The organism is Nostoc sp. DSM 114161 (assembly GCF_052692665.1).
On the sequence record NZ_CP195141.1, the window covers coordinates 4,087,344 to 4,113,491 of the forward strand.

Here is a 26,148-nt window from a genome sequence, read left to right on the forward strand (position 1 = left end):
GCATTGGGCATTGGGCATGGGGCATTGGGCATTGGGCATTGGAGATTAGTTTTCACAAATGACAAATGACTAATGACTAATAACAAATGACCAATGACCAATGACTAATGACTAATGACTTTAGAAACAGTTTGCACGTCTTTGTCGCCTCTGCCAGAACAATTGATGACGATGCGGGGATTGCCTGTTAGCTGGGGGCAAAGAATTTCCAAAAAGGCGATCGCATGAGCGGTTTCTAAGGCTGGGATAATTCCTTCTAGTTGCGAAAGTCTTTGAAATGCTTCTAGTGCCTGTTTATCGGTAATACTGTAATATTCGGCGCGGCGAATATCTTTGAGATAACTATGCTCAGGGCCAACGCCGGGATAGTCCAACCCGGCACTAATTGAATGAGCTTCGATTACTTGACCGTCATCATCTTGCAGTAAATAGCTCATTGCACCATGCAATACACCTATTTTCCCTTTTGTCAAGGTGGCAGCGTGTTTTTCTGTGTTTACGCCTTCACCCGCCGCCTCAACTCCGATGAGGCGTACAGGAGATTCAGGCAAAAACTCATGAAAAAGTCCGATCGCATTGGAACCTCCACCGACGCAAGCCAGTAAAATATCTGGTAATCCTCCCCATTTTTCCTGGCATTGAGCGCGAGTTTCTTTGCCGATTACAGTGTGAAAGTCACGCACAATCATCGGGTAAGGATGAGGGCCGGCAACAGAACCCAGGATGTAATGGGTTGTTTCTACATTCGTCACCCAATCCCGAATTGCTTCGGAGGTTGCATCTTTGAGAGTCCCGGTACCTGCTTCCACTGGACGAACTTCTGCACCCATTAATTTCATGCGGAACACATTCAGGGCTTGGCGTTCCATATCGTGGATGCCCATGTAAATTACACATTCCAAACCAAACCGCGCACACACGGTTGCAGTGGCGACGCCATGTTGGCCTGCACCGGTCTCTGCAATAATCCTTTGCTTACCCATGCGTTTGGCTAATAACACTTGAGCCAAAGCATTATTAATTTTGTGAGCGCCTGTATGATTTAAATCTTCGCGCTTTAAATAAATTTGCGCCCCCGTGCCGTCTGGTCTAGCGTAGTTTGCTGTGAGGCGTTCTGCAAAATATAATGGGCTGGGTCGTCCTACGTAGTCACGCAGCAAGTTTTGGAGTTCGGCTTGGAAATTTGCATCGTTGCGATATTGAACAAATGCAGTTTGTAGTTCGCTTAATGCAGGCATTAAGGTTTCGGGAACGTACTTACCGCCGAATTTTCCAAATCTGCCTAAAAAATCTGGTTGGGCGATCGCACTGTTGATGTCTTGTATACTTACCACTGTTTAAAATCCTTTCAGTTTCAAGTATTTTTTACTCTCGTTCTATTCAAGATGACTCTTAAAATCTCTGCGTTCTCTGTGCCTCGGCAGTTTGAAAGTATTTTATTGAACCACAGAGGCGCAGAGAGCGCAGAGAAAAGAGCAATTATCTTTGTGTTTTCCTTAATACTGAATTGCGTTAGCGTAACGTTAGCGACGTAGGAGCATCATTGCGAATTGGTGTAATTACTGCTTTGAGTTCCTGACAGAGTTGTGCAATAGCTTGTAGTCCTTGAATTGGGCGATTTTCGGCTAAGCGTTTGACAAAGGCGCTACCAACAATTACTGCATCTGCTCCCCATTCTCTGACTTGATAAGCTTGTTCTGGTGTTGAGATGCCAAAGCCAACGCCGATGGGTTTATCGGTGACGTTTCGTAAATTTGTAATTAAATTTTGTACGCGGTTTTGGAGTTGAGAACGTACACCTGTAACACCTGTAACGCTCACAAGGTAGATAAAACCTTGAGATTGATTAGCGATCGCAGTAATTCTATCTTGAGAACTGGTAGGAGCTACGAGTAAAATTACTTCTATTCCGAAAAAGCCAGCAGTTTGGATTAATTCTTCTGCCTCTTCTAAGGGTAAGTCTGGCACTACCAAGCCTCGCACCCCAGCAACGGCGATTTCTCCTAAAAAGGTCTTAATACCCCGGTGCAAAATGGGATTGTAATAAGTAAATAGAATTATCGGCGCTTTTAAGCTAGGAATCACAGTTTGCAACATCTCTAATACTTGCTCTAATTTCGTGCCATTTTGCAAGGCGCGAGTTGCTGCTGCTTGAATCACAGGCCCATCTGCCAGAGGATCGGAGTAGGGAACGCCCAATTCGATGAAGTCTGCACTGTTGCGATCTAAAATTCGTAAAGCCTCGGCAGTAGTTTCTAAGTTGGGATCGCCGGCTGTGATAAAGGGGATTAAAGCACACTCTTGGCGATCGCGCAAAGTTTGAAAGTCAGCGGAGATAGAATTCATCTTGAAATATACTTAATGATTGGTAAATAGTTCTGCAATAATCAACAATTAGAAATTAGCGATAACTACGCTCAAATTCTTGTTGTCGAGTCTTTGATACTCGTGAGCGAGTCTTTGATACTCGTGAGCGAGTCTTTGATACTCGCGAATGAGTCTTTGATACTCGTGAGCGAGCCTTTGATACTCGCGAACGAGTCTTTGATACTCGTGAATGAGTCTTTGATACTCGTGAGCGAGCCTTTGATACTCGTGAATGAGTCTTTGATACTCGTGAGCGAGTCTTTGATACTCGTGAGCGAGTCTTTGATACTCGTGAGCGAGTTTTTGATACTCGTGAATGAGTTTTGGCTCAACGCTCAACAGTCAACAAATTACGCACAGCCTGTTCTACATCGCTTTGTTTCACTAAAGACTCTCCCACCAAAACTGCGCGGACACCAGCTTCGGCGACAAGAGATAAATCAGCAGGTGTATACAGTCCAGACTCGCTGACGACGGTAATATCTAAGCTTTGCAAATATTGTTGACGCTGTGTTAAAAGTTCCTGTGTGATTCCTAAATCAACTGTAAAATCCTCTAAATTACGATTGTTGATTCCCAACAAACGTAAGTTGTCAAGCTTTAGCACGCGGTCTAGTTCAGCCAAGGTATGAACTTCGACTAATGCATTCATGCCCAAATCGTGAATCACTTGCAAAAAGTCTTGGAGTTCTTCGTCTGATAAAATAGCGGCAATTAACAAGACTGCATCTGCGCCCGCTGTCCGTGCTAAATAAATTTGATAGCGGTCAATGATAAACTCCTTGCACAGTAGGGGTAATGCTACTTGTTGACGCACAGCACGCAGATTATCAAAACTGCCTTGAAAGAACTTTTCGTCAGTGAGGACTGACAAACAAGCTGCGCCGCCTCGTTTGTAAGCTTGAGCGATCGCGATCGGGTCAAAATCTGCTCTAATAATCCCACGGCTGGGCGATGCTTTTTTGACTTCAGCAATTAAACTAGGTACTTTTGGATTTTCTTCCAAAGCACTCAAGAAATTTCGTACACTTGGAGCCACAATTAACTGTTGTTCCAAAAAAGCTAAAGAAAATTCTTCCTGCATTCGTGCAACTTCTTGCTTTTTATGCAACACAATCTCTTCAAGAATGTGGCGGCGATGGGTAAGTTGGTTAATCATAAAATGCTTGGGGGGAGTGGGGAGGTGGGGAGGTGGGGAGGTGGGGAGGTGGGGAGATGGGGAGATGGGGAGGTGGGGAGATGGGGAGGTAGGGAGATGAGGGAGAAATAACCAATGACTAATGACCAATCACCAATCACCAATGACTAATGACCAATCACCAATCACCAATGACTAATGACCAATGACTAATGACTCTTCATCTTGCGTATATGCATTTACGACATTTTTAATAATTCCCAGGCCGACTTCTCCTGCTAGGGTCATAATTGATTCTGGATGAAATTGAACGGCGGCGATGGGGAGTGTTTGATGTTCAATGCCCATGATTACATCGTCATCAGAAATGGCTGTTATTTTGAATTCCTTTGGTAAATGTTCTCGGATAGCAAATAATGAGTGGTATCTACCGACTGCAAAAGATTTTGGTAAATTTTTGAAGGTAACAGAATCAGGCTCAGTGACGAAAATTCGTGAGGATTTACCATGTTGGGGATAGTTAAGAACTCCTAATTCTCCACCAAAAGCTTCGACGATACCTTGAAGTCCTAAACAAACTCCAAAAATAGGAATTTGGCGAGAAAGAATTGCACCGATAGTTTCGGGAACATGAAAATCATTTGGCCTGCCAGGGCCGGGAGATAAAACAACTAAGTCCGGTCGTTCTTTGTCGAACAAGGAATCAGAAAAACCGTGACGTAATGTGGTAACGTTAGCACCAGTTTGGCGAATGTAATTAGCTAATGTATGAACAAATGAGTCTTCATAATCTATTAGCAAAATGCGTTTACCTGGTTTATCACTTGGGATATGTTTATTTAATTTGATAAAACTAGAATCATCTATTTTCTGACTCCTTTGTTTAACGCGGCGAATTGTTTCAAATAATGCAGCAGCTTTGGTAATTGTCTCTTGTTCTTCTGCTTGTGGTATGGAGTCATAAAGAACAGTAGCGCCAACTCGCACTTCGGCGATGCAGTCTTTTAATCGAATTGTTCGCAGGATTAATCCAGTATTTAAATTTCCGTTGAAATTTAAATAACCAACTGCTCCACCATACCAACGTCGAGCGCTTTTTTCATGTTGTTCGATGAATTCTATTGCTGCTCTTTTGGGTGCGCCGGTGACTGTAACTGCCCAAGTATGGCTCAAGAATGCATCTAAGGCATCAAATTGCGATCGCAGTGTACCTTCAACATGATCTACTGTGTGAATTAAATGGCTGTATAATTCAATTTGGCGACGACCAATGACTCGTACTGAACCAGGTTCGCAGATTCGGGATTTATCATTGCGATCGACATCAGTACACATCGTCAACTCAGCTTCATCTTTGTGTGAATTGAGTAATTGCCGAATTTGCACAGCATCATCAAGAGCATCTTGTCCTCTGCGAATAGTGCCACTAATTGGACAAGTTTCTACCCGCCTACCCTCAACCCGCACAAACATTTCTGGAGATGCACCAATTAGATATTCTCCACCTAAATTAAAAATAAATCCATAAGGACTAGGATTTATATCCTTTAAAGTTTCAAATAATTTGCTGGGTTCTTCTTCATAACCTTCAACAAATTTTTGACTGGGAACCACTTCAAATAAATCGCCTCTGCGAAAATAGTCGAGTGCAACTTCAACTTTTTTTGCATACTCACCTATTGCATGATCGGCAGTTTGAGTTGCTACCAGATGTCTTCCACGATAATCAATAGACTCGCCTGTGCGGGGAACATTCTTAGTACTACCATGCACCGTTTCAAATTCATATTGTAAACGAAATGCACTTTGCTGATAGTAGTCAACAATGATTAATTCATCAGGCAAATAAAGTACCAAATCTTGCTGGTCTATAGGACGTTCTAAACGCTGGCGAATTGGTTCAAATTGAAAAACTAAATCGTAACCAAACGCACCATACAATCCTAAATGCTCGTCTTCTTGGCTAGAAAAAATATGTAGAATTTCCCTGACAACTGTAAATGCTGAAGGTTGCTTACTGCGGTCTTCCTCAGCAAAGAATTGTTTGCTAGGTTTAACAAATCCTGTGATATATTTATTGTCTTGGCAAACTTTATCCAGTTGTTTTGATTGCCGTAAGTACTTTAACAATAATGGTAAAAGTATCCAGCCGCGTTCATTCAACGCTCTTAAAGTGAAAACATTCTCCTGGGTAGTCAATTCCAATGGTGGATTGACAAATCCAATCGCCCATCTTTTGTACCTTCCTGGATATTCGTAGCTACTCCTTAACAAGCCTCCACGCTGAGAGTTTAAGCGGAACAGAATATCTTCAAGGGCAGTGTCCATCTTAAGTTGGTTTATGGAGCGAGAAACGCTAACACCGCCAAGGGTTGTATAGGAACGGGAATCAAAAATCATGGGTAATTTCTCTGCAATAAATATTTAGTCAATCATTAGCCAATAACCATTTATAATTGTGAGTTTTTATTTTTTGATTGAGAACAAAATTAGATGACTCAATGCCAATCTGAATCAACCTGTCTAAATCCTGAACTTATTTATAAAAATGTAATTAAAATCTTTTCGCTTATTATTTAAGAGTACAAGATATCAAGCAAGAAGACATTGGATATTTTTTCGATTTGGTGTCAATTTATTCGCTTTTTGCAACGCTTTAATAAATTCTTTTTTGATGGCTTTTAATGTAGTAATTAACCTCTATCAAAAGTAGTAAATGATTATCTATCTATATACTATAATTACTTTAGCTCAATCGATTTCCAATCCAAAATCTAAAATCCAAAATACGATCGCCTATATTTTAATAACTTAACTTATTTTACAAGAGCCTTGTTTTTTCCTCAAAAAATTCTTGGATATTTTCAAACTCTTGAATTAATGCGTCCCGATCTTTCTTTCTCACCAGTCTTGCCAAGCGACTATAAGTATTAGCTAAAGAGTTAATTGCTTCGCATCTCTCTTCCGTAGCTAGCATAATATCCACACATAAGTGAGAGTTTTGGGAAAACAAACGTTTAATACTCTCAATTTGTTGCTGATAGCTAGGAGTTGATAGTAATAAACTCTGTTCTAGATTAATTCTTGTTTCTGCTAAGAAAATACCAAAGCTCAATCTACAAAAATGCTGCACTGCTTGAATAATTACCATCATGCGATCGTGTTCTTCAGGCGTGCAAACAATTAACTCACCACCTTGACCTTTAATCAAGTTTAATAACCATAGAAAAGCTTCATCGTTTCGCCCCGGACAAATCACAAATTTTTGTCCTAGAAACGATTTAATATTCGGCCCAAACATTGGATGTAAACCCATAACGGGGCCTGAATGGTGTTCGAGCATTGCTTGAGTTGACTGTATTTTAATACTTGTGACATCGCACAAAGCTGTAGTTGGTGTAAGATATTTAGCTGCACGCTTAATAACATCAACTGTGTATTCTATGGGAACGCTGACTAAAACTAATTCTGCTGAATTTAATAGTTGGTCTGCATATCCCCAATCTTGGTGTTCCAGAACGCTAACATGATGACCTACTCCTGAAAATTGCTCTTTAAACAATCTTCCCATCCTGCCGTGTCCACCGATGATAGTAATTTTTCGGGGACTGACATCATTTGTTGCAGATTCCGGAATATCAGCTTTAGAGAGCAATTGTTTATTTAATAATGATAGGCGATCGCCAATTACAGCGATGGAGCTTTGGTCGCTTTTATTCACCTTATTTCTCCATTTTCAAATATCAACAAGTGATTCTTTAGAACTCAGTTTTGGTAAGATATCCAAGGTTGATGTTTTTTTTGGCGATCGCATCCTCAAATAGCTTTTCATATCGATCCAAAGCTTGCTCGAAGCAATAATTTTCTACCGCAAACTTTCTTCCTTTTTGACCTAATTGCGCTACCAATTCCGGTTGCTTATATAAATCCAATACCGCAGTCGCCAAAGCATCTGCTGACTCTGGCTTAACAATCAAGCCGCCGCCACTTTGCTTGATAGCTTTGGCAGCAGTACCAGTGGCGGGAACTGAAGCCACAATTGGGCGACCGCTGGCTAACAGCAATGGTATTTTAGAAGGCATATTGAAAGAAATTACATTGCGCTTTTGCACAATCAACCCCACGTCCGCGCCTGCTAACATTTGTGGTAGTTTTTCTCGTTGTTCCAATGGCAGCAGTAAAACATTATCAGCCCCACAAGCAAGACAATGTTGTTGCAAAGTTTTGAGCGCTTCAGATTCTCCGGCTACGACAAAGGCAATTTCTTTGATGTGACGCAAGCAAGCTGCTGCTTCTACTACTGTTTCTAAACCTTGCGTTAAAGCAATATTACCTGAATAAAGAACTACAAATTTATCATCGAGTTGATGAGTAGTTCTCCAAGAGTTATTTTGCTTTGGAAAAGGGCGGATAAAATTGAGATTTACCCAATTTGAAATGCAGGAAATTTTATTAGCAGGTACATTTTTTTTGATTAAATTATCTACAAAACCATCGGCAATCACGCTGATAGTATGTACGCTTCGGTAAACAAATCTTTCTAAAGCTTCCAGAGTTCGGATCGTTGGCTTATTTTTAATTAATCCAACACGTACAGCAGCTTCCGGAAGGATATCTTGCACATTCAACACCACTGGGCAGTTGTATAACCAACCAAGTAAGATTGCAGGTAAGGAAATAAGTAGTGGCGGTACTGTTAACAGAATTACATCAGGCCGTTTACCTTTGATGGCTTGGGGAAAACTTGTAAAGACAAAACTCAACTCTAAAAGTAGCCTGTCTAAAAGGTTAGGTTTAGACTTAATTCGCAGGTAACAACGTTCGATAATCACGCCATTTTTTTCTTCAGTAATGTATAACTTACCCCGATACTCATCGTAAATCTGGCGCTGGGGATAGTTAGGCATACCTGTAATTACCCGCACTTGGTGACCTCGTTTGACTAGCCCTTCTGCTAATTCAGTCATTAAAGGTGCGATACCAATTGGCTCTGGATAATAGTTGTATGAATAAATCAGAATGTGCATTAAATGTTAATTTCCTGGAAGCAGTTGAGAATGTTGGTTTTTTGGTAATTCGTAATTCGTAATTACAATTGAGTGATAGCTCATCGCTAAATTAAAAATGAGGATCTGGGCTGCTCTATGCTTTTTAATTACGAACTACGAACTTGTTTAGTAATTATTTAGCACTGTTTTTGCAGTTCCTTTTCAAAACTGAAAGCTGATTTTTGTTGTCTATGTTTCCGCAATGTGACGGTAGCAACTCCAAGTCCGAGTAATGCTAGTCCCAATGCTGAACCAGGTTCTGGCACTTGTTTTCTGCCTTCTACGTTTAAGACTTGGACGCGACCTTGGAAGAAATCGCCCACATAAAGCTTGCCATCTTTATAACTTGTGCCACCCGTCCAGTTAAATCTGCCGGGAGTGAGGTCGAGGGGGTCGCCAAAGGGAGGGCCGGTTAATGCTGGAGGCGGTACAGGGTTACCTAATGCATCGCGGGCATTTTCACCAAAGGAAGTTAAGAAGTTACCGTTTTTATCAAACACCTGTACGCGACTGTTGATAGAATCGGCTACATAAACATTCTCATACTCGTCCACTTCGATGCCAATTGGCTGAAGAAGCTGTCCAGGTTCGCTACCTGCTGAACCAAATGCCAACAGAGGGTTACCATTTGGATCGAGTACTTGAACGCGGTTGTTATACTGGTCAGCTACAAAGATATTTCCACTAACTGGCGAAATTCTTACACCTGCTACACCTTGGAATTGCCCTGGTGCAGTGCCCACAGTGCCACCAATGACACCAATTTGCTGTCCGTCTGATGTGAATTTAAGGATTCGTTCGCCGTTAAAATCACCTACGTAAACGTTGCCAGCTTTGTCAAATGTCACACCAGAAGGCCCAAAGAAAAGCCTACCCTCTACGAGAGGGGTAAATAATCCATTGGCAAAGGATCTAATAAAGTTACCCTGAGAATCGAATTGATTGATGCGGTTGTTGTAAACATCACCTGCATACAAATCCCCTGTCACTGGATTAAAGTCTACAGTTGTTGGCTCGTCAAACTGTCCGGGCCCTGTGCCGCCGGAGCCAATTGCTCCAATATACTGACCGCTAGGATTAAATATTTCAATTTTGTTACCGAGGCTATAGTTAGGAGTACCATCCGGGTTAACACCGCGTCCGTTAGCTATGAGGGTATTCCCTTGGCTATCTATCGCGATGCCTTGGGGAACAAAAAGTTGCCCAGGGCCGAAGCCAGGACTGCCGATACTTCTGTCGTAGGTTAATGTTACAGCCTTGGCTTGGACTGCTGTTGCCAACACCGCAAATCCGGTACTGACAATGCCAATTGACAAATTTTTGACTAATCCCATGAGTTTTAAGTCCTGGTTGTATGAGTTATACTCTTTCCTGGAGTAATTTTGTTCCCAGTCCGAGTTTGGGAACTCTGAAGTTTGGACTGCTGCCTCGTGTTTGAAATGCAACTTTCTCTGTGAGGCAGCATTCTATTTTCTAAGCACTCCCTGACAAAGCCAGGTAAAAACGAATTAGACAGTCTCTGCTTTGGCTACCAACTCTTCATCTAACTTTTGTTGACGTTTTCGCTTGCCCATCGCAGCAGTAGCGCCTACACTAGCAAGTGCTAATAAGCCTGCTACTGAACCGGGTTCGGGGATAGTTTCTGTAACCAGGCCATCTACCCGAACAACTTCCCCTAGTCCTGCGCCGACACCGCGATTGGTAATATAAATCTTGCCGTCAGGGCCAATATCAATTCCATCAGCTGAATCTAGTCCTTGGCCTGCTGCAACAAGTGTTGTGCGAGTGCCATCAGCAGCAACTTTGATTAAAGAACCAGGTAGATTTGTAATGTCGCCTCCTAATTGCGAGGTGTCGCTGAACTGTAACACCAGCAAATTGCCGTCCTCATCAAAGGTTAGGTCTGTGATGTGCGTAAATCCATCCAAATAAACTTCTGGGTTGCCATCTTCACCGATGCGGAAAATCCGTGATTTATCTTCTGGATAAGGAAAACCCGTATATTCACCAACGTATAAAGCTCCATCTGGGCCAATTACACCACCTGTAGGTACTGATTGAATTGCGATTTTTCCTCCTGGAAGCTCATCTAATAGCCCTGGAGGTACTTCTAATCCTGGTGGTAAATCGGACTTACTAATAATATTTTTAGGAATTGCAATTGCCTGGGATTCACTTCCATCAAGTTTAATTTTGTAAGCAGTGTTCCCACCACCATCAACCACATAAGCACTATCACCGCTAATAGTCAGGTCATAGGGATTGGTTACCACATCTCCACCATCTGGATTTTTGGTGATTTCATACTTGGCGAAGTCAAAAATACTGTCCAGCTTACCGCTATTTAAGTCAACTTTGTACAGTTGCGCTAAAAGCGGTGTATTCAAAACTTTATCGGGTGTGGATGGGGGGAAAGTAGCAAGTTGCTGCGGTGGGAGGGGAAATTGAGAACCAAGGTTAAGTGTTTCTAAATCGCGGTTTCCTGGGTAACCAGCAAAGCCAGTCAAAAGATAAGCATTTCCTAGAGAATCGAATTGTATATCTTGAATACCAGCGCCTTGGTTGCCGCTTGGTTGTTCTGCTAGAGACTGAAAGTTTGTGAGTATACGCTGTGGCTGGCCGCCTGGTGTAACTTTGACGAGCGAACCACTGTTACCAGCACAAATAGGCTGAAACAGCGTACTCGGAGATGGTTGGCAATTGCCGTTTCCTCCGACACCTGGCTCTGCTACGTAGAGAGTTCCGTCAGGGCCAAAGCTAACACCCCGTGCATTACTAATTCCATCGACAATTGTGGTTAAAGTTGCGGCTTGTGCAGATGGTGTTCCAGAAATAGCAGCAAAGCAGAATGTTACAGATGTAAGAACAAATAACTTGAGTTTCATAGCTTGGGAGATTGAGAGTATTAAGTCAGGAGTCAGGAGTCAGAATTCAGAAGAAATTTTTTAGGACTGGTACCCAGTAGGGTTTTGGGGCTTCTTTTTTTGTGCAACCAACCAACGCCCAAAGCACCGATCGCTAATATGCCTAAAGCACTATTCGGTTCGGGAATAGACTTGAAATTTTCAATTTTGAGGACTTGCCCTTGACCGGGGCGATCGCCTCGATTTGTGATGTAAATTGCATTATCTAAACCAATTGTCAAGGCGCTGGGTGACTCTAATCCATTGCCGCTGAGGATGGTTGTGCGAGTCCCATCAGGAGCTATTTTGATTAAAGAACCATCAAAATTACCCTTCCAAGCTGACTGATTGGCATACTGCAAAGCATATAAATTACCTTCAGTATCAAATTCTAAGTCTGTAAGTTGGGTAAAACCATCGGCATAGATTGTTGGTAAACCATCAGCACCTATGCGATAGATTTTTGCTCCGCCTTCTGGGAAAGGAAAACCACTAAATTGGCTGACATAATAAGCACCATCCGGCCCTTTAGCTACGCTTGAGGGTACCGCTTGAATAGGAAACTGCAATTGCGGTGTTTCGTTTACAGATGGTACCTGCGATGGTTCGTTGGATGGAGTACCAGCAGGCGGAAAGATTGGATTAGTCAAGATGTCTTGAGGAAATGTGGTAACAGTCTGCACATTATTCCCATCAGTTTTTACACTGAGCAAGTTATTTGCACCTGCATCAACCACAACCAAGTTATTGCCATCGATTACAAAACCCAAAGGATTGCTACTTACGTCATTTCCATCGGGATTGTTAGCGAGTTCATAGCTAGCTATGTCGGCAATACTTGTCCAAGAGTTGGTATTAAAGTCGGGTGCAATGATTTTACCGAGGTCGGTGTTACCCAAATTGCGATCGCGAAAAACTGGATTAGCCCCATACCCCAGCAGAACATAAGGCTTACCTGTAGCATCAAATTTGATGTCACGCGGCCCGGCGCCTCCAGTACCATCTGGTAGTGCTAAGGAAGGAAGTCCTGTAAGTATACGTTCGGTTTTGCCATTCCCAATCTTGGTAATTGCGCCACTCGTGCCGTAACATAAAGAATCGCCCTGACCACTTGCTGGCGGAACGCAACTTCCACTTCCCCCGATTCCCGCCTCTGTGACATAGAGATTACCATCAGGGCCAAAACTTAAACCTCCTGCGTTATAAAGCCCCTCGGCGATTACCGAAAATGATGCAGCTGCCGCAGATTTGATTCCAGAAAAACCGACAACACAAAAACTCAGTAAAGTAATAGTAACTTGCTTCAGTTTCATATCTTTTATTTGTCCTTTGTCATTTGTCGTTTGTCCTTTGTCCTTTGACCAATGAATAATGACTAATGACCAATGACCAATGACCGATGACTAATGACTAATGACCAATGACCAACGACCAATGACTAATGACCAATGACTAATGACTATTAACTAACTCCTCTTTAATTTTTGGTAAGTAACTCATGCCGCGATCGAATGATTGAAAATTGCCAGCTTTTGCTTCCAGCAAACGTTTAATATTCATGCTTTCAGCCCCAAAATCTTCAATCTGAAGTTTGCCGTGGCTAACGGTTCCATCTGCTTTCCAAAATGTGATTCGATGTAGGATAAAACCAGAAGCTTCGGGATCGGCGAAAGCATAAGCGGTTGGAATCATTAATGCTACAGAGCGCTGATAATATTCGTAGTCTGGATAAAAGTATTCTTGTTCAACTAAGTAGTATTTACTCAAACTATGTACCCGCACATAAACTTTTACTTGCTGGTCATATTCATCTTTAAATTCACCTGAATTCAGTCCAATCTTGCCATTTGGTCGTAGTAGATGCGCCCACTCATCTATATTTCGTAAGTCTTTTAAGTATTCAATTCCAATTTCAATTGGGGCATCAACATAGATGGTATCAGTATCAATAAAGTAGCGCCCTTTAGCTGCTGTGGTATGACCGGCTTTACGCTCTAAATTTCCTTTGAGAGAACGACACTCGGAAGTGTGTACCGTGTGAATTCCCTGCATAATCATCTGAGTTTGCCGTTTTGGATCGACAAAGCTTAACCAGTGAAAATACACACCTTTTTCGTCTATACCAGGCTCGATATAATCTGGAGGAAAGAGCAAGACAGGGTAAACTTGAAAATATTTTTGATACTCTAATCCACAGTGCCACTCAATACCGTAGAAAAGTTTATTCTCTAATTTTTTAACGTGATAGTAGAGATTTTTGTGATAACCAGACGCACTTCCTAACCAAGTATCTTCGTCGATTTGCTCTTTCATCCGGCTATAAAGCGTCCATTCATCCAGGTTCTTTAAACTACAAAGGTAGTTAAAGGCAATTTCTGGTGAAGTTGCGATATAAGCTGATGTTGCAAACGTATTCTTTTCCATTGTTCGCTCCCCACAACTAATTAGTAACAATCAATAATTCAGAATTAAATTCTGTATTCTTATTCACGCTGCGATCGCCTTATTTGTCTTGCTCCTACCCCTTGCAATTCTGTCTTCTGCCAATCGTTTAGCAGCATCGTTAGTAGTAATTCCCTGCTGTTTAGCAATATCAAAAATTGCTAATAATGTGTTATAAATGTTATGGACTTGCTTTAAGGCTTTTTCTTCGTCATAGCCAATCATTTCGTTGTAAACATTAATTAGCCCTCCGGCATTAATTACATAATCAGGGCTGTAAAGAATTCCTTTTTTAACAAGCATTTGGCTGTGTAACTGCTCGTTCTCTAGTTGATTGTTGGCTGCACCAGCAACAATACTAGCTTTGAGAAAAGGAATTGTATGGCTATTAAGAATTGCTCCTAAAGCGCAAGGAGCAAAAACATCTACGTCAACAGAATAAATTTCGGATGGTTCTACAACAGTTGCGCCATAAAGCTGTTTGACTTCTTCTGCTTTTGCTGGGTCTATATCCGTGACAAAAAGCTGAACATCATGTTCGTGTAGGTGACGGCAGAGATTTTTACCTACATTTCCTAAACCTTGAACTGCTACTTTTAAACCATCAAGTCTTTTAGTTTGCCAGCGAAACTCGACAGCGGCTTTAATTCCTAGAAAAACTCCTAAAGATGTTATGGGAGCAGGGCCGCCGGACTTTTCTGATAGTCCAACAACATATTGAGTTTCTTGGCCGATTGTCCGCACATCATCAGGAGTAATATTTACATCTTGTCCAGTAATAAAACGTCCATTGATACTGTTGACAAAACGTCCGTAAGCTCTCAACAAATCATCCGTTTTATTTTCTGGATTAGCAATAATAACTGCTTTTCCTCCACCAGCGGGAATGTTGGCACATGCAGCTTTATATGTCATTCCCCGGCTGAGACGTAGGGCATCTTTTAAAGCAGCTTCTTCACTAACATAAGGAAACAGTCTCGTAGCTCCCATTGCTGGCCCCAAACTCGTGTCATGGATAGCAATAATCGCTTTAATTTCTGGATTTTTACCATGACAAAAAAGAACTTGTTCGTGACCCATTTCTCTAACAGTTTCAAAGAGCAGCATTTTGGTTTCTCAATATTGATTTTGGGTTGATTAGTGTGGGCTTCTAGTTTGATACTCTGAACAACGAAGGTATACCAATTCTCTAAAATTCGCCATTTGAGTTTCTCAATTAAGAATTACGAATTGGTAAATCAAACTAAGGGAAACGAAACTGGTTTAGCTGGAGTTTGAGCGGGATTTGATTTGATTCCTTGCGCTGCCAAACTCTTATTACGTCCGCCGGAGGGTGCTAGACGATCGCCATCAATGACAACATCAATCAGAAAAGGAACATTTGAAGCGATCGCTTGTTCTAATGCTGGTTCAATATCGGACTCTCTGACAACTACGATCGCTTCTGCTCCCATCCCCCGCGCAATCATGGCGAAGTTTGTTGGTGGAAGTGTTGCATCGGCACCTTTTAATCCCAAGATTTTCATCCCTTGATGGCACATGTTGTAACGTGCATCGTTAAGTACTATCCAAATCGCCGGAATTTTGTATTTCACTGCTGTGCTGATTTCGTTATTCATCAGCATTGCACCATCGCCGACAATACCCACGGCTTTGGTATTGTTCGCCAGTGCCGCACCCAACACTCCTGTGACGGCGTGTCCCATTGCTCCCACTCCGGTGCTGACTCGGTAACGATTGGCTTGGGCAAATTCTAATAAATGCGTTGACCAAGTAAATGAGTTCCCACACTCTGCCATAACTATGGCATCGCTACCCTCAACAACAATCTTTTGAATTGCTGCCATCAATACTTCTGGACGCACTGGATAGTCTACTTCTGGTGCAGGTGCGATGGCTTGGCGTTCCGGACGAGGAAAGGACAAATGTGCAAGAGGAGTATTTGGTAAGTGCTGCAACAATTCTTGGAGATAAGTTTTGATGTCAGACCGAACCCCGAAAGTTTCAACGTGTGGATAAGCTACACCCGGCACTTCTGGGTCAATATCTACGTGGATAAAGCCTCTTTGGGGAACTAGCGCCGAACTCCAAAAGGAAGTCGGTTCGCCAAGACGGGTTCCTAATACGAGTGTGTGTAGTGGAGGTTGTTCTTCCATGTAAGTCAAGACGGAAGCGTGACCGCCTAGACCGGTGACACCTACAAATTGCCGATGATCTTCAGGAAAGATGCCTTTACCGCGGGGCGAACACATGACGGCTGCTCCAGTTCTTTCAGCGAGTTGACGGATTTCGTCTGCTGCGTCACGGGCGCCGAAACCCACCCAGATGGCAAAGGGGCCAGATGATAATAACTCTACAGATTTAGCGATCGCTTCACTAGAAGGAGTTACCCCAGAACGAGAAACATCTAACTTGGGAAAGGCTAAACCTTCAACTAAGCTTGTCTGCACGGCGGTGGGAATGCTCAAATGAGCGACAAATCCCCCTGGTTGCGCTAAAGCTAGGGCTAATTTACGAAAAATCTGCGGAAGTTGAGCCGCAGATTCAATGCCGATCGCATAGTTGAATAACGCACCTGGGGTAAAAATTCCCCCACTGGGTAATGTGTAGGTACTGGTTTCTTGAATTGCCCAACGTCCGCGTTGTGGTGCGGAGGTGCAAGCCGACAGCAAAATTACCTTTGCACCTTCGCCACGAGCCGCAAATAAGCCGGTGAGGGCGTTGGTAATACCGGGGCCTGCTGTAGTAAAGACGACGCTGGGGCGATCGCTAGCAAAGTAAGCCTCTGTGGCTGCAAAGGCCGCTCCCGCTTCATGGCGGAAGTTCAACACCTGTATGTTGCTATTTGATAGGGCACCCCAAAGGCTGGCCATCGCACCGCCAGCGACACCAAAGGCGTAGTTTACTCCCAAATCCACCAACATCTGGGCGATCGCATCTGCAACTGAGAGCGTTGGCGGCGTTTCATTGTAGAAAAAAGGCTGAATTTCCCCATTCTTCTCTGATTCATCAACCTGATGGGAAACCTCAGATACAGATTCTCCATATTTGTTTGATGGAAATTCGTTGTATGGCTCACTCGCAATTGGAGAATTTGAAGCTGTATAATTTTGACTCATTGCTTTGGGGTAATTACATTAAATTTACACAAGGGCTGTTTCGTCTACAATCACAGCGCTGGAAATATTCAATACAAAGAAATCTGCATCTTTACACTTATCACCAAGCTTTGTCGATATTAGGAACGGTTGATTGCTGCTGATTGATACTTGTGAGTGGACTACCAAAAATTTTTTGCAAAATCATACAGCAATCAGGCTGTGCTTATACAAATCACAATAGATGAGATAAATACAGATGTGCAATCAAATATCTTTTGATGAGCGTGTCAAATTTTTCGCTTCTATTGCGATCGTTACGGTAGTTATTTCAGATTTAGCAGATGCAAAGATAAATAACTGATGAGATCTAATGTAATCTAGACTAATCTGCAATGAAAAATCTTTCGATTTCCATATCAAATCTTTCGCTTTTGTGGCGATAACTACAATATTTACTTATCTACTTTGGACGATTAATATCTGGCGATCGCTTATTAGTTACATCGCTACATTTACCATGAAAACTCTTTTGATTTACATCAAATCTGTTTTCGCTTATCTATCAGCTAAACCACAACAGCTTGGCGATCGCTAAACAAGTTGGTTGGAAATAAACATCACTATATCAATAAGATTAAAGTCTAAATAGATAAGTTAGAAAGCTTTTCGCGTTTTTCATTACAAAGATTTACATAGTTTAGTTTAATGAAGCTGACTTACTTCTCACTGTTTAATTCATTTATTTAAAGAAAAATCCTAACTTTTACCAGGCAAGGCTTTGAGCTAAAACAAGTTTCTAAGCAGGTAGGCATAATTAAATGTAAAATACAAAACTTTAAAATTGCGATCGACACTGGCTTTTCCTTCTGCCTGGTCACTGAGCGTAGTCGTACCCCTACGGAGAAGCAAGCTAGCAAGAGCGTCTCGTAGAGAAGTGCTACCTTCTGCCTTCTACTCAAGAAGATGTTTCAAAATTCCTCTTGCGGTAGCAAAAGGTTTTAGATCCCGCATTATCTACCCAAGATTATTATGTTGTCACTATATATAGCTTGATTCAATGGTTTGTAACAAGAAAAACATAATTTATTAACTTTTTATATTTCTTTTGAGAGATGACTAAGCGATGAGTACGGAAAATTTGAGTTTGTTTGCGATATTCATTGTTTTAGACAGTAATGACTAACCATGAAGACGGCGGGAGCATCCCATACCTAGAAGGAATGGACTTTCTCACCGCCTTTGTAAATTACTAATGTAATAAAATTAACATTTAGTCCGAGCTGGTTTGATACAAATGTATTTCTTGAGACAGATGACTAAACACATTCTTCTATAGTTAAATCCCTGAGAGGGTAAGTTAAGATAAATTAAGAAAATGAATTCATGAGTAAAAACTTGCTCATTCCAGCCCAGCTAAGCAGGGCAAATTCATTTATGTTGACAATCAAACGACTCTACACTGCTAGCGTATTTCTATAAGGTGCGACGCGTAGATTGCTATTTTGCAGGCTATGTGGAATTCAAAATTCTAAAAGCTTTCTTTATAAGTTTTTTAGCAATTTTGTAGCTTGTTTGAAGTACGATGTGGCTAGCGTATTTATGTCGTTCGGTACTAGTTAAATCTGATATTAGATAGTTTAAATATAAAATATCTTCTTAACTTAGTAGATTAAGAGTTTAGAAGTTTATCGAATAAAGCATTTTGACAAATCTTGATTGGATTTGTCAAAATCTGATGTGCATATCAAAAGCTTTTTAATTCAAACATAAATTCCAACTAGCAAGATTATTTGAGGTATCTATGGTTAAATAGTTCGCTTTTTACAGGTTTTGTTGGTATGATAAGTTTTGTAAAGTTAATTAGTAATTTTATCTAATCTGCAAAGTACTTTGATTGTCAGCAGCCTAAACTGCACTGAGTAAGGATTTAAGGAGATTGGAATTACTAGCTCATTAGCAGCGATGGTGCTGATTAATGAAAAGGAGCAAGTTAAAGATATGAATTCTGGCGATCGTACATTGACTACATCCAATACACAGTGGCCCCAAGAGCCAGAAATACAGATGAACTTTGCTCACCTCCTAATCAATAGCGCTGTAGATGCTGCCTTTTGTTTAGGAGAAAATGCACAGTTTCTTTACGTCAATGATGCTACATGTCTGATAACTGAGTATTCGCGTGAAGAACTACTTTCGATGACACTGGCTGATATAGATGTAGACTTTTTTCTACACAATTGGTCAGATATTAAATCGCAAAACTCGCTTACTTTTAAATCTCGGTATCGGACAAAGGGAGGTCGAATATTTTTAGTAGAAATATCCATTAGCTATGTCAAAGACCAAGATATGCAATTTGGCTGTGCCTTTGTTCGCGAGAAAACTGATGAAATAGTAGAATTAAGCGTGCAAAAATGGACTGACGGATTAAAGGGTACTAAAGATTATTTACAACAGGAAATTTCTGAACTTAAGGCCAAAGAACTAGAATTAGAAGCATCTCTATCTTTACTTCGCTCTACCCTCGAATCTACAGCCATTGGCATTGTTGTAGTTAACTTTGAGGGAGATATTCTGAGCTTGAATCAGAAATTTATAGATATGTGGCAGATCCCAGAGTCTTTAGTATTATCTAAAAAATGTCCTCAAAGCAAAACATTTTTTGAAAATCAACTTAAAGATCCACAAGCTTTTAATCGGCTCATTTGGGAAGTATCTAGCCAATCTGATTTCGAGAGCTATGACATTCTAGAGTTAAAAGATGGCAGAATTTTTGCACACTACTCTAAACCTCACTTGCTTGAAGGCAAAATTATTGGTAGAGTCTGGAGTATTTGGGACATTACTGAATCTAAACGAACAGAAGAAGCATTGAGGCTCAATGCGGCTAGATTTCGGACTCTAGCAGAAACAACAGATGCTAGCACCTTCTTAATTCAAGGTACCCGGCTTTGCTACATAAATCCAGCAGTAGAGCAACTTACTGGCTACACAAAAGAAGAACTATTAACAGGCTTTGATTTGCGCCGACTAATTAAAAGTAAAAAACGCAGACAAATACGTAACCAAGATGAAGCAGGGAAATTTGAATATCAAGAGATGAATATTCTCACAAAAAACGGTACTGAACGCTGGCTAGCTTGTGCAGTTGCAACGCTGGATGGAGTGCTGGATTTTGGTGGGAAACCAGTTGAAATGATTGCAGGTATTGATATTACTGATTACAAGTATGCACAATTAAACCTGAATCAAGCTTTAGAAAAAGCAAAACAATTAAGCGAACTTAGAGCTAGCTTTCTTTCTATGGTCTGCCATCAATTCCGCAATCCATTGAATGTTGTTTCATTTTCTAATAGTTTACTCAAGGAAGAAGTAGACAAACGTACACAGAAGAAAATACAACCGCTACTGGATCACATTCAAAAAGCTACTGAAGAACTTGGCCAAATGTTAGATGATATTCTGTTTTTCTCTAAGGCAGAATCAGCGAAACTAAATTTTGATCCGAAACCGCTCGATCTAGTTCAATTTTGTGATGATTTAGTTGCACAAATGCAGATGAGTGTCAGCCAAGTTCAGATAAATTTCGTTAGTCAAGATAATTCTTTAATAGCTTGTATAGATAAGAAACTATTAGAACCAATTTTGAAGAATTTGCTCGATAATGCAATTAAGTATTCTCGCTCAAATCCAGCAGTTGAATTGAAGCTATCGTGCAATAATGAGAAAGTAATTTTCCATGTAAAAGATACAGGTATTGGGATTTCGCTAGGGGATCGAGAACGGCTATTTGAGCCATTTTTCCGAGGTAGTAATGTCGATAATATACCTGGTACTGGGCTAGGGCTATCGATTCTTAAAACTCTTGTAGACTTACATCAAGGTCAAGTTTTTGTAGAAAGCGAAGTTGGTGTGGGTAGTACTTTTACTGTGATGTTGCCACTAATAAAATCAAAGTCCATCAATTATAGGTTATAAGTGTTGAATAAAAATAATTATTATTCAAAAAGGTAATTAATCTCATTTATTTTTACAGATTCAGGAAAGAGCCTAGCAATTATCGATCGCAAACAGTTTTGGTGAGAGGAAATGATGTACCAATCGTCAAAAAAAATTCTCGTTATTGAAGATGATAACGTTACACGCAATCTTTATTTAAAAGGTCTGAACGCTAAAGGTTTTGATACGATAGGTGCTGATAATGGCTTTGCTGGTATTCAAAAAGCACAAGAATATATACCGGATTTAATTATTTGCGATATAACGATGCCCGATATGGATGGTTATAGCGTTCTCACTGCGCTACACCAAGATCCCGTGACAGCGATTATTCCCTTGATTTTTTTAACTGGTAGTAGCACCAAAGCAGATGTTCGCAAAGCTATGGAATTGGGGGCAGATGATTATCTTACCAAACCTTCTACACTAGATGAATTGCTCAGAGCGATCGCTAGCCGACTGCAAAAGCAAGCTAATCTCCAATACTGGTGTGCAGTTCAATTGGAGAAACCTGCAAAATCAGTATTTGTAGAGGATAATATTACAGCGATCGCTGAAGATGCAAGTATTGGCGTTGCAGAAAACTCTTGTCAAGAAAGCATTATGTTTGGGAAATCAATTTTTCCTAACATTCCCCAATTAAAAGAAGTTTTCGACTTCATCGAAGCCCACTATCATCAAGGAATTACTTTGTGTGATGTAGCTGAGGCGGTTGGTTACTCACCGGCTTACTTAACTAATCGAGTAGCAAGGCAGACAGGAGAAACTGTTAACTCTTGGATTGTTAAACGTCGTATGGCTGGAGCGCGTTTCTTACTCCAAAATAATAATCAGACCATAGAGAAAATTGCCAAAACCTTGGGCTATCAAGATGTATCTCATTTCTCCCGCCAGTTTCGCCAACATCATGGCTTACCTCCCCAGGCTTGGCGCAAAGAACATCAGGGTGTATCAGAAAAAGAGTTGAAGGTCTTTGAAACGGTTACTCATTAAAATTTGGTGAAGTTTCAATCCATCATTATTTAATTATGGGTATGAAACTCTCGCCAGTTCCCTGTTTCCTCTTGGCCATACTTAGGTTAATGGTTTTTCAACATCTTCGTGTGTTTGTGTTGCAGCTTGTTCTAGTCGTGCAGACATCATTTGTTTTTGCTGTTCTTGCAACCAAGCTTCAAACAGTTCATTCAGTAGGCGGGCTTTCATACCTTCATCCAATTGTGCGGGGATAAATTTTTCTAGCCGCAAAATCACAAACCATTCAGCGATGCGGGTAGGGGGTAATATTTGACCTGGTTGACTGCTAGAGAGCATTTGCACCATCACTGGATGCAGTGCATTGAGTTCTACTGGGCCTACTAAACCGCCAGTTTGGGCTTCAGGACCGAGTGAGTATTCCCGTGCCAAGTCAGCAAAAGAGTTTTCTTTTGCTTGAATGCGAAAGTAAAGTTCTTGAGCAATTCCCACATCCTGGGTTCGCAGTAGCGAATAAATTACTTTGTCGAGTTTTGACTTGGACTGAAAAAAGTAAGCCTCCAGTTTATTGCCCCAAGTGGCTTGCTTAAATTTTTCAATTTTCAGCTTTCTAGTAGTAACCGCTTCTAATTGTTCGTAACTCAGACCCTGACGTGCCATCCAAGCTTGGATGTCTTCTTCATTTTTCAACTGTTTTTCAGCGTAAAACTGCTGTTTAGCTTGGGCTACTTCTTCAGGTGTCAGATTTATTGCCACATCGGCTGAGCGCGAGCTTTGCTCAATCGCCTCATCCACAATCAATTCCCGCTGCAATTGTGGCAGCATTTGGTAACTAGCTAGTAAAGAAATCAGTTCGCTAGCTGCAATTTTACGATTACCGATTTGGAGCGCTTCAGTCATTAGCTTTAATTTATTTCAAAGAATATCTTGTTTGTCAAAGAAGCTATGCTGTAGCCGATTCACTGGAAACTTTTGCCTGAGTCCCACTAAGCCAGGTACGCTAACTTCAATTTCAGAATAATTAAATAGTAGTTTGCTAACATACTTTAAAATATACAATTTCTATAAGTTTTTATCAAAGATTGTACGTAAAAACTACCAGATTCTAAACAAGAGGTTAAAATGCATCTGGAAATTTTTAGATTTTGTTAAGACTCAGAACTTACGCACTCAGATCCCCCAACCCCCTTTTCAAGGTGGCTTTAGGCTTTCCCCCCCCTTTTGAAGGGGGGTTAGGGGGGATCGGACTTTCAGGCTTCAGTGCGTAAGTCCTAAAGACTTATTAAAAATTTTCACGAATTAAAAAAGGCAGTATTCGATGTACTGCCTTTTTCAATGAGGAATTTACGCATCTCGCAGCCAAAGAATCGAATGTCTACAACGACTCTAAGTAGCTCAGAAGGTCTGCCATTTCTTGGGCGCTAGGCTGGAACTTTGGCATTGGGGGCGTGTCGCCACTAATGACTTGGTGAATCAGTCCATACCGAGACTTGTGCTTCGATACAGCTTGCAAACTAGGCCCCACTCGCCCATCTGCTTCCAAGCCATGACAACCAGCACAATTAATTTGAAAGATAGCGTGTCCTTGAATTGGGTTTCCTGTTAGGGATAAAACACTCTTGACATAAGGATCGGAGGCTTGAACCAAGTGAACGCCAAAAAAGCCCAAGGGCACTGCTAACAGAATGCCCAGCGCCAATAAAATGATGCGCTGAATCAAAATTTCGGGTTTGGTAATCTGATTATCCAAAAGGTTTGCTGTAAAAGTTTAGGTGTGCTAAAAAGTTTTCATTTCCTACACATAGCTTAAAAGTTCTTGATGGTGTCTGCAAGCACACCAAGACAATTTTAATATGACCAGTCGTCCTAAAAGCCTCTAGGGCAGAGGATTCATACCAAATTTGGTAAAATCAAAAACGGGAAACAAATATTGAACATTTGCAAAGAGGAAACTTACAGTGGTTGAACCCCTACTCTCAGGTATTGTCCTTGGTCTAGTTTTCGTCACCCTCGGCGGACTATTTTACGCTGCCTATAAGCAATACAAACGCCCCAACCAGCTGGGAGGCTGATAAAGTAGGGGCTGGTGACTGGGGCATGGGGCATGGGGCATGGGGCATGGGGCATGGGGAAAGGGAAAAGGGTATGGTTCGACAAGCTCACCAACCGGGGAAAAGGGGAAAGATTAAATTTATTCCTTTTCCCTTTTCCCTTTAACCTTTTCCCCTGCCTCCCCTACCTCCCCTGCTCCCCCTGCTCCCTCATTTCCCCCGTCCGCCTGACTCCGAATTCTGTAAAAAGTAAGTGATGTGTTGCCGTAAACTTTCTGGCGGCAAATTTCCCAAGTGGGAATCTCTGGCGATGTCCAATCTTGTGAAGCGTGTTCAACTGCGATTTCGCCGTTAGGATCTAAAAGTTGATGTTGGGCGATCGCGACTAAAACTGGCTCATACAATCCACTGGCATAAGGTGGATCGAAGTAGATGCGATCGAATTGTTTGCCTGATAACGTTTTTAACTGCCCAATAATATCTCCCCGCAGTACCCGAAATTCTTGTTCGGCACTAGCTACCTGCTGCCAATTTTGACCGATTGTGGCACAGGCTCGGCTCGATTTTTCGATTCCCACTACTAAGGCGGCTCCTCTACACAAAGCCTCTGCGCCCATTGAACCAGTACCAGCACACAAATCTAGCCAGTGGCAACCTGCAATTTTCCCTTGCCAAATATTAAAGACTGCTTCCCTTACTCTAGCACTAGTAGGTCTAGTCTCTTTCCCTGGTAAAGTTTTTAGCTGGCGATTACCGTAAATTCTCAGACTCATTGCTCATTGGGCATTGGGCATCGGGCATTGGACATTATATTGATGGTCAATGGCCATTTTCATTTATTCACAAATGACTAATGACTAATGACTAATGACTAATGACAAAAATTAATTATGCAGGAATTTTTTCCCGTACTTGAGCAACAAAATTAGACAAGATTTGCAATCCAATATTAGAAGATTTTTCGGGGTGAAATTGGACAGCCATCAGGTTTTCGCGGGCGATGGCAGCTGTTACGGTTTGAGTACCGTGGGTAACGGTTGCTGCACGAATTTGCTCTTCTATAGGATCGACATAGTAGGAATGAACAAAATACACCCAAGGATTTGACGGCAAATGCTCCCACAAAAGACTTTTTGGCTGAGTCACTTGCAGTTGATTCCAACCCATATGAGGAATAGTAATATCTGGTTCGGGACGAAACCGCCGTACTTTTCCTTTGATAATTCCCAGTCCTGGTTGGATACCTTCTGCACTTGATTCAAAGAGAATTTGCAGTCCCAAACAGATGCCCAAAAAAGGTTTGCCAGATGCGATCGCATCTTTGATCGGTTGTTCTAAACCACGCGATCTTAAATGTTGTACTGCGGGATCGAATGCTCCCACTCCCGGCAAAACTATTGCATCTGCTTGTTCTAATTCCTTTGGAGAATAAGTAACATTAGGAGTTGCCCCGGCTTTTTCCAAACCTTTGCAGACTGAGTGCAAATTTCCCATCTCGTAGTCTACGACCGCAATCACTGGCATCTACCTGCTCCTTGTAAAATTATTATGGAGGGTTTTTCTATTCTAAATAATATTCCTATTGTAAATAATATTTGTTATGCAGAAAAGAATTCTATTAACTTCTTTTGACACTTGGCTGAGCGATCAACAATCAAATTCATCTGATGATTTATTAATAGAAGTTACGAAACTTCAGTTGATTTCCCATGATTTAACTTTCTTGCGGTCGTTACCCGTAGATGTGCAACAGGCCAGTTCCCTGGTAATTGAAAAAATCAATGCAATCCAACCTGATTACATCATCTGTTGTGGCATGGCTGCCAGTCGCACAAAATTAAGTGTAGAATTAACCGCCACTTCTGGTGAAAGTGTTTTGCACACAGATGTTGATTTAGAAAAATTAGTCGCCGAAGCAGCGGCAATTGACATTAGCCACGACTGCGGTAAATTTGTTTGCGAAGGTCTTTACTATTGCGTCCTAGACTACTTAAAGCAAAATAAACTACCAATGCGTTGTATCTTTGTTCACGTTCCGGTTCTAAATCCAGAAAATTTGAGTGGCATTGTTGCCGATTTCTTATTAATTATTAACAATCTGGCACTTTCATCAAGTTGTTAGTGTCT

The 26,148-nt window shown here is 41.4% G+C and carries 21 protein-coding genes and 1 pseudogene; 5 read left to right on the forward strand and 17 right to left on the reverse strand.

Annotated elements, in window-relative coordinates:
• Window positions 1-104: 104 nt before the first annotated feature.
• The 13 genes and pseudogenes from trpB to scyA all read right to left on the reverse strand — a co-directional run bounded on the left by trpB (window position 105) and on the right by scyA (window position 17,017).
• Window positions 105-1,334 carry a tryptophan synthase subunit beta gene (trpB, locus tag NSTC745_RS17770; protein WP_445638323.1) on the reverse strand — a complete coding sequence of 410 codons (1,230 nt, stop codon included), beginning with the start codon at window positions 1,332-1,334 and terminating at the stop codon, window positions 105-107.
• A gap of 178 nt (window positions 1,335-1,512) precedes the next feature.
• Window positions 1,513-2,346 carry a tryptophan synthase subunit alpha gene (gene trpA / locus NSTC745_RS17775; RefSeq protein ID WP_445638324.1) on the reverse strand — a complete coding sequence of 278 codons (834 nt, stop codon included), beginning with the start codon at window positions 2,344-2,346 and terminating at the stop codon, window positions 1,513-1,515.
• A gap of 48 nt (window positions 2,347-2,394) precedes the next feature.
• A complete protein-coding gene (locus NSTC745_RS17780; protein WP_445638325.1) occupies window positions 2,395-2,706 on the reverse strand; it encodes a hypothetical protein in 312 nt (103 codons plus the stop codon).
• Window positions 2,696-3,526 carry an indole-3-glycerol phosphate synthase TrpC gene (trpC, locus tag NSTC745_RS17785; RefSeq protein ID WP_445638326.1) on the reverse strand — a complete coding sequence of 277 codons (831 nt, stop codon included), beginning with the start codon at window positions 3,524-3,526 and terminating at the stop codon, window positions 2,696-2,698. The genes NSTC745_RS17780 and trpC overlap by 11 nt, the downstream gene beginning before the upstream one ends.
• A 174-nt stretch (window positions 3,527-3,700) precedes the next feature.
• Window positions 3,701-5,905: an anthranilate synthase gene (locus NSTC745_RS17790; RefSeq protein WP_445638327.1), complete on the reverse strand. Its 2,205-nt coding sequence runs from the start codon at window positions 5,903-5,905 to the stop codon at window positions 3,701-3,703.
• 421 nt (window positions 5,906-6,326) lie between these two features.
• Window positions 6,327-7,226, reverse strand: coding sequence for a prephenate dehydrogenase/arogenate dehydrogenase family protein (locus NSTC745_RS17795; RefSeq protein WP_445638328.1), 900 nt, complete (start codon window positions 7,224-7,226; stop codon window positions 6,327-6,329).
• A 15-nt stretch (window positions 7,227-7,241) separates the two neighbouring features.
• A pseudogene (locus NSTC745_RS17800) lies at window positions 7,242-8,532 on the reverse strand (glycosyltransferase family 4 protein).
• 158 nt (window positions 8,533-8,690) lie between these two features.
• Window positions 8,691-9,887 (reverse strand): scytonemin biosynthesis PEP-CTERM protein ScyF, encoded by a 1,197-nt coding sequence (gene scyF / locus NSTC745_RS17805; protein ID WP_445638329.1) that lies wholly within the window; start codon window positions 9,885-9,887, stop codon window positions 8,691-8,693.
• Window positions 9,888-10,061: 174 nt separating this feature from the next.
• A complete protein-coding gene (locus NSTC745_RS17810) occupies window positions 10,062-11,438 on the reverse strand; it encodes a ScyD/ScyE family protein (protein WP_445638330.1) in 1,377 nt (458 codons plus the stop codon).
• Between the two features lie 32 nt (window positions 11,439-11,470).
• The gene (locus NSTC745_RS17815) at window positions 11,471-12,769 is read right to left on the reverse strand and encodes a ScyD/ScyE family protein (RefSeq protein WP_445638331.1); all 1,299 of its coding nucleotides are present in this window, start codon (window positions 12,767-12,769) and stop codon (window positions 11,471-11,473) included.
• A 139-nt stretch (window positions 12,770-12,908) separates the two neighbouring features.
• Entirely contained in the window at window positions 12,909-13,880 is a 972-nt protein-coding gene (gene scyC / locus NSTC745_RS17820; protein WP_445638332.1) for a scytonemin biosynthesis cyclase/decarboxylase ScyC, read from the reverse strand.
• A gap of 63 nt (window positions 13,881-13,943) precedes the next feature.
• Window positions 13,944-15,005, reverse strand: coding sequence for a tryptophan dehydrogenase ScyB (gene scyB / locus NSTC745_RS17825; RefSeq protein WP_445638333.1), 1,062 nt, complete (start codon window positions 15,003-15,005; stop codon window positions 13,944-13,946).
• 131 nt (window positions 15,006-15,136) lie between these two features.
• A complete protein-coding gene (gene scyA / locus NSTC745_RS17830) occupies window positions 15,137-17,017 on the reverse strand; it encodes a scytonemin biosynthesis protein ScyA (protein ID WP_445638334.1) in 1,881 nt (626 codons plus the stop codon).
• Between the two features lie 415 nt (window positions 17,018-17,432).
• Here scyA and NSTC745_RS17835 point away from each other — a divergent pair, with 415 nt between their 5' ends.
• The 3 genes from NSTC745_RS17835 (at window position 17,433) to NSTC745_RS17845 (ending at window position 21,991) form a co-directional block, all read left to right on the forward strand.
• On the forward strand, window positions 17,433-17,594 hold the full coding sequence (locus tag NSTC745_RS17835; protein ID WP_445638335.1) for a hypothetical protein: 162 nt from the start codon (window positions 17,433-17,435) through the stop codon (window positions 17,592-17,594).
• A gap of 1,367 nt (window positions 17,595-18,961) precedes the next feature.
• A complete protein-coding gene (locus tag NSTC745_RS17840; protein ID WP_445638336.1) occupies window positions 18,962-20,977 on the forward strand; it encodes a scytonemin biosynthesis sensor histidine kinase in 2,016 nt (671 codons plus the stop codon).
• A gap of 111 nt (window positions 20,978-21,088) precedes the next feature.
• Complete coding sequence (locus tag NSTC745_RS17845) at window positions 21,089-21,991, forward strand: response regulator transcription factor (RefSeq protein ID WP_445638337.1); 903 nt, start codon at window positions 21,089-21,091, stop codon at window positions 21,989-21,991.
• 81 nt (window positions 21,992-22,072) lie between these two features.
• Here the strand turns inward: NSTC745_RS17845 and NSTC745_RS17850 are convergent, their stop codons facing one another.
• Together NSTC745_RS17850 and NSTC745_RS17855 are read right to left on the reverse strand one after the other, a co-directional pair.
• Window positions 22,073-22,870, reverse strand: a complete 798-nt coding sequence (locus NSTC745_RS17850; RefSeq protein WP_445638338.1) for a peptidylprolyl isomerase — start codon at window positions 22,868-22,870, stop codon at window positions 22,073-22,075.
• Window positions 22,871-23,345: 475 nt separating this feature from the next.
• Complete coding sequence (locus tag NSTC745_RS17855; protein ID WP_445638339.1) at window positions 23,346-23,720, reverse strand: c-type cytochrome; 375 nt, start codon at window positions 23,718-23,720, stop codon at window positions 23,346-23,348.
• 208 nt (window positions 23,721-23,928) lie between these two features.
• Here NSTC745_RS17855 and petG point away from each other — a divergent pair, with 208 nt between their 5' ends.
• Window positions 23,929-24,042: a cytochrome b6-f complex subunit V gene (gene petG, locus NSTC745_RS17860; protein WP_073643994.1), complete on the forward strand. Its 114-nt coding sequence runs from the start codon at window positions 23,929-23,931 to the stop codon at window positions 24,040-24,042.
• Window positions 24,043-24,161: 119 nt separating this feature from the next.
• On the opposite strand, the gene rsmD is transcribed toward petG, so the two are convergent.
• Both rsmD and hisH read right to left on the reverse strand, forming a co-directional pair.
• Complete coding sequence (gene rsmD / locus NSTC745_RS17865) at window positions 24,162-24,794, reverse strand: 16S rRNA (guanine(966)-N(2))-methyltransferase RsmD (RefSeq protein ID WP_445638340.1); 633 nt, start codon at window positions 24,792-24,794, stop codon at window positions 24,162-24,164.
• A 115-nt stretch (window positions 24,795-24,909) separates the two neighbouring features.
• Window positions 24,910-25,545: an imidazole glycerol phosphate synthase subunit HisH gene (gene hisH / locus NSTC745_RS17870; protein WP_096538548.1), complete on the reverse strand. Its 636-nt coding sequence runs from the start codon at window positions 25,543-25,545 to the stop codon at window positions 24,910-24,912.
• Window positions 25,546-25,621: 76 nt separating this feature from the next.
• Here hisH and NSTC745_RS17875 point away from each other — a divergent pair, with 76 nt between their 5' ends.
• The gene (locus NSTC745_RS17875; RefSeq protein ID WP_445638341.1) at window positions 25,622-26,143 is read left to right on the forward strand and encodes a pyroglutamyl-peptidase I family protein; all 522 of its coding nucleotides are present in this window, start codon (window positions 25,622-25,624) and stop codon (window positions 26,141-26,143) included.
• Window positions 26,144-26,148 lie beyond the last annotated feature (5 nt).

Bases quoted from the DNA above. Each gene is read 5' to 3' on its own strand.
- scyA (WP_445638334.1), bottom strand. From the start codon at position 17,017: ATGAGTCAAAATTATACAGCTTCAAATTCTCCAATTGCGAGTGAGCCA.
- scyF (WP_445638329.1), bottom strand. From the start codon at position 9,887: ATGGGATTAGTCAAAAATTTGTCAATTGGCATTGTCAGTACCGGATTT.
- rsmD (WP_445638340.1), bottom strand. From the start codon at position 24,794: ATGAGTCTGAGAATTTACGGTAATCGCCAGCTAAAAACTTTACCAGGG.
- NSTC745_RS17850 (WP_445638338.1), bottom strand. From the start codon at position 22,870: ATGACTGAAGCGCTCCAAATCGGTAATCGTAAAATTGCAGCTAGCGAA.
- trpA (WP_445638324.1), bottom strand. From the start codon at position 2,346: ATGAATTCTATCTCCGCTGACTTTCAAACTTTGCGCGATCGCCAAGAG.
- NSTC745_RS17840 (WP_445638336.1), top strand. From the start codon at position 18,962: ATGGTGCTGATTAATGAAAAGGAGCAAGTTAAAGATATGAATTCTGGC.
- scyC (WP_445638332.1), bottom strand. From the start codon at position 13,880: ATGGAAAAGAATACGTTTGCAACATCAGCTTATATCGCAACTTCACCA.
- NSTC745_RS17845 (WP_445638337.1), top strand. From the start codon at position 21,089: ATGATGTACCAATCGTCAAAAAAAATTCTCGTTATTGAAGATGATAAC.
- scyB (WP_445638333.1), bottom strand. From the start codon at position 15,005: ATGCTGCTCTTTGAAACTGTTAGAGAAATGGGTCACGAACAAGTTCTT.
- hisH (WP_096538548.1), bottom strand. From the start codon at position 25,545: ATGCCAGTGATTGCGGTCGTAGACTACGAGATGGGAAATTTGCACTCA.
- NSTC745_RS17790 (WP_445638327.1), bottom strand. From the start codon at position 5,905: ATGATTTTTGATTCCCGTTCCTATACAACCCTTGGCGGTGTTAGCGTT.
- NSTC745_RS17815 (WP_445638331.1), bottom strand. From the start codon at position 12,769: ATGAAACTGAAGCAAGTTACTATTACTTTACTGAGTTTTTGTGTTGTC.
- NSTC745_RS17810 (WP_445638330.1), bottom strand. From the start codon at position 11,438: ATGAAACTCAAGTTATTTGTTCTTACATCTGTAACATTCTGCTTTGCT.
- trpC (WP_445638326.1), bottom strand. From the start codon at position 3,526: ATGATTAACCAACTTACCCATCGCCGCCACATTCTTGAAGAGATTGTG.
- NSTC745_RS17875 (WP_445638341.1), top strand. From the start codon at position 25,622: ATGCAGAAAAGAATTCTATTAACTTCTTTTGACACTTGGCTGAGCGAT.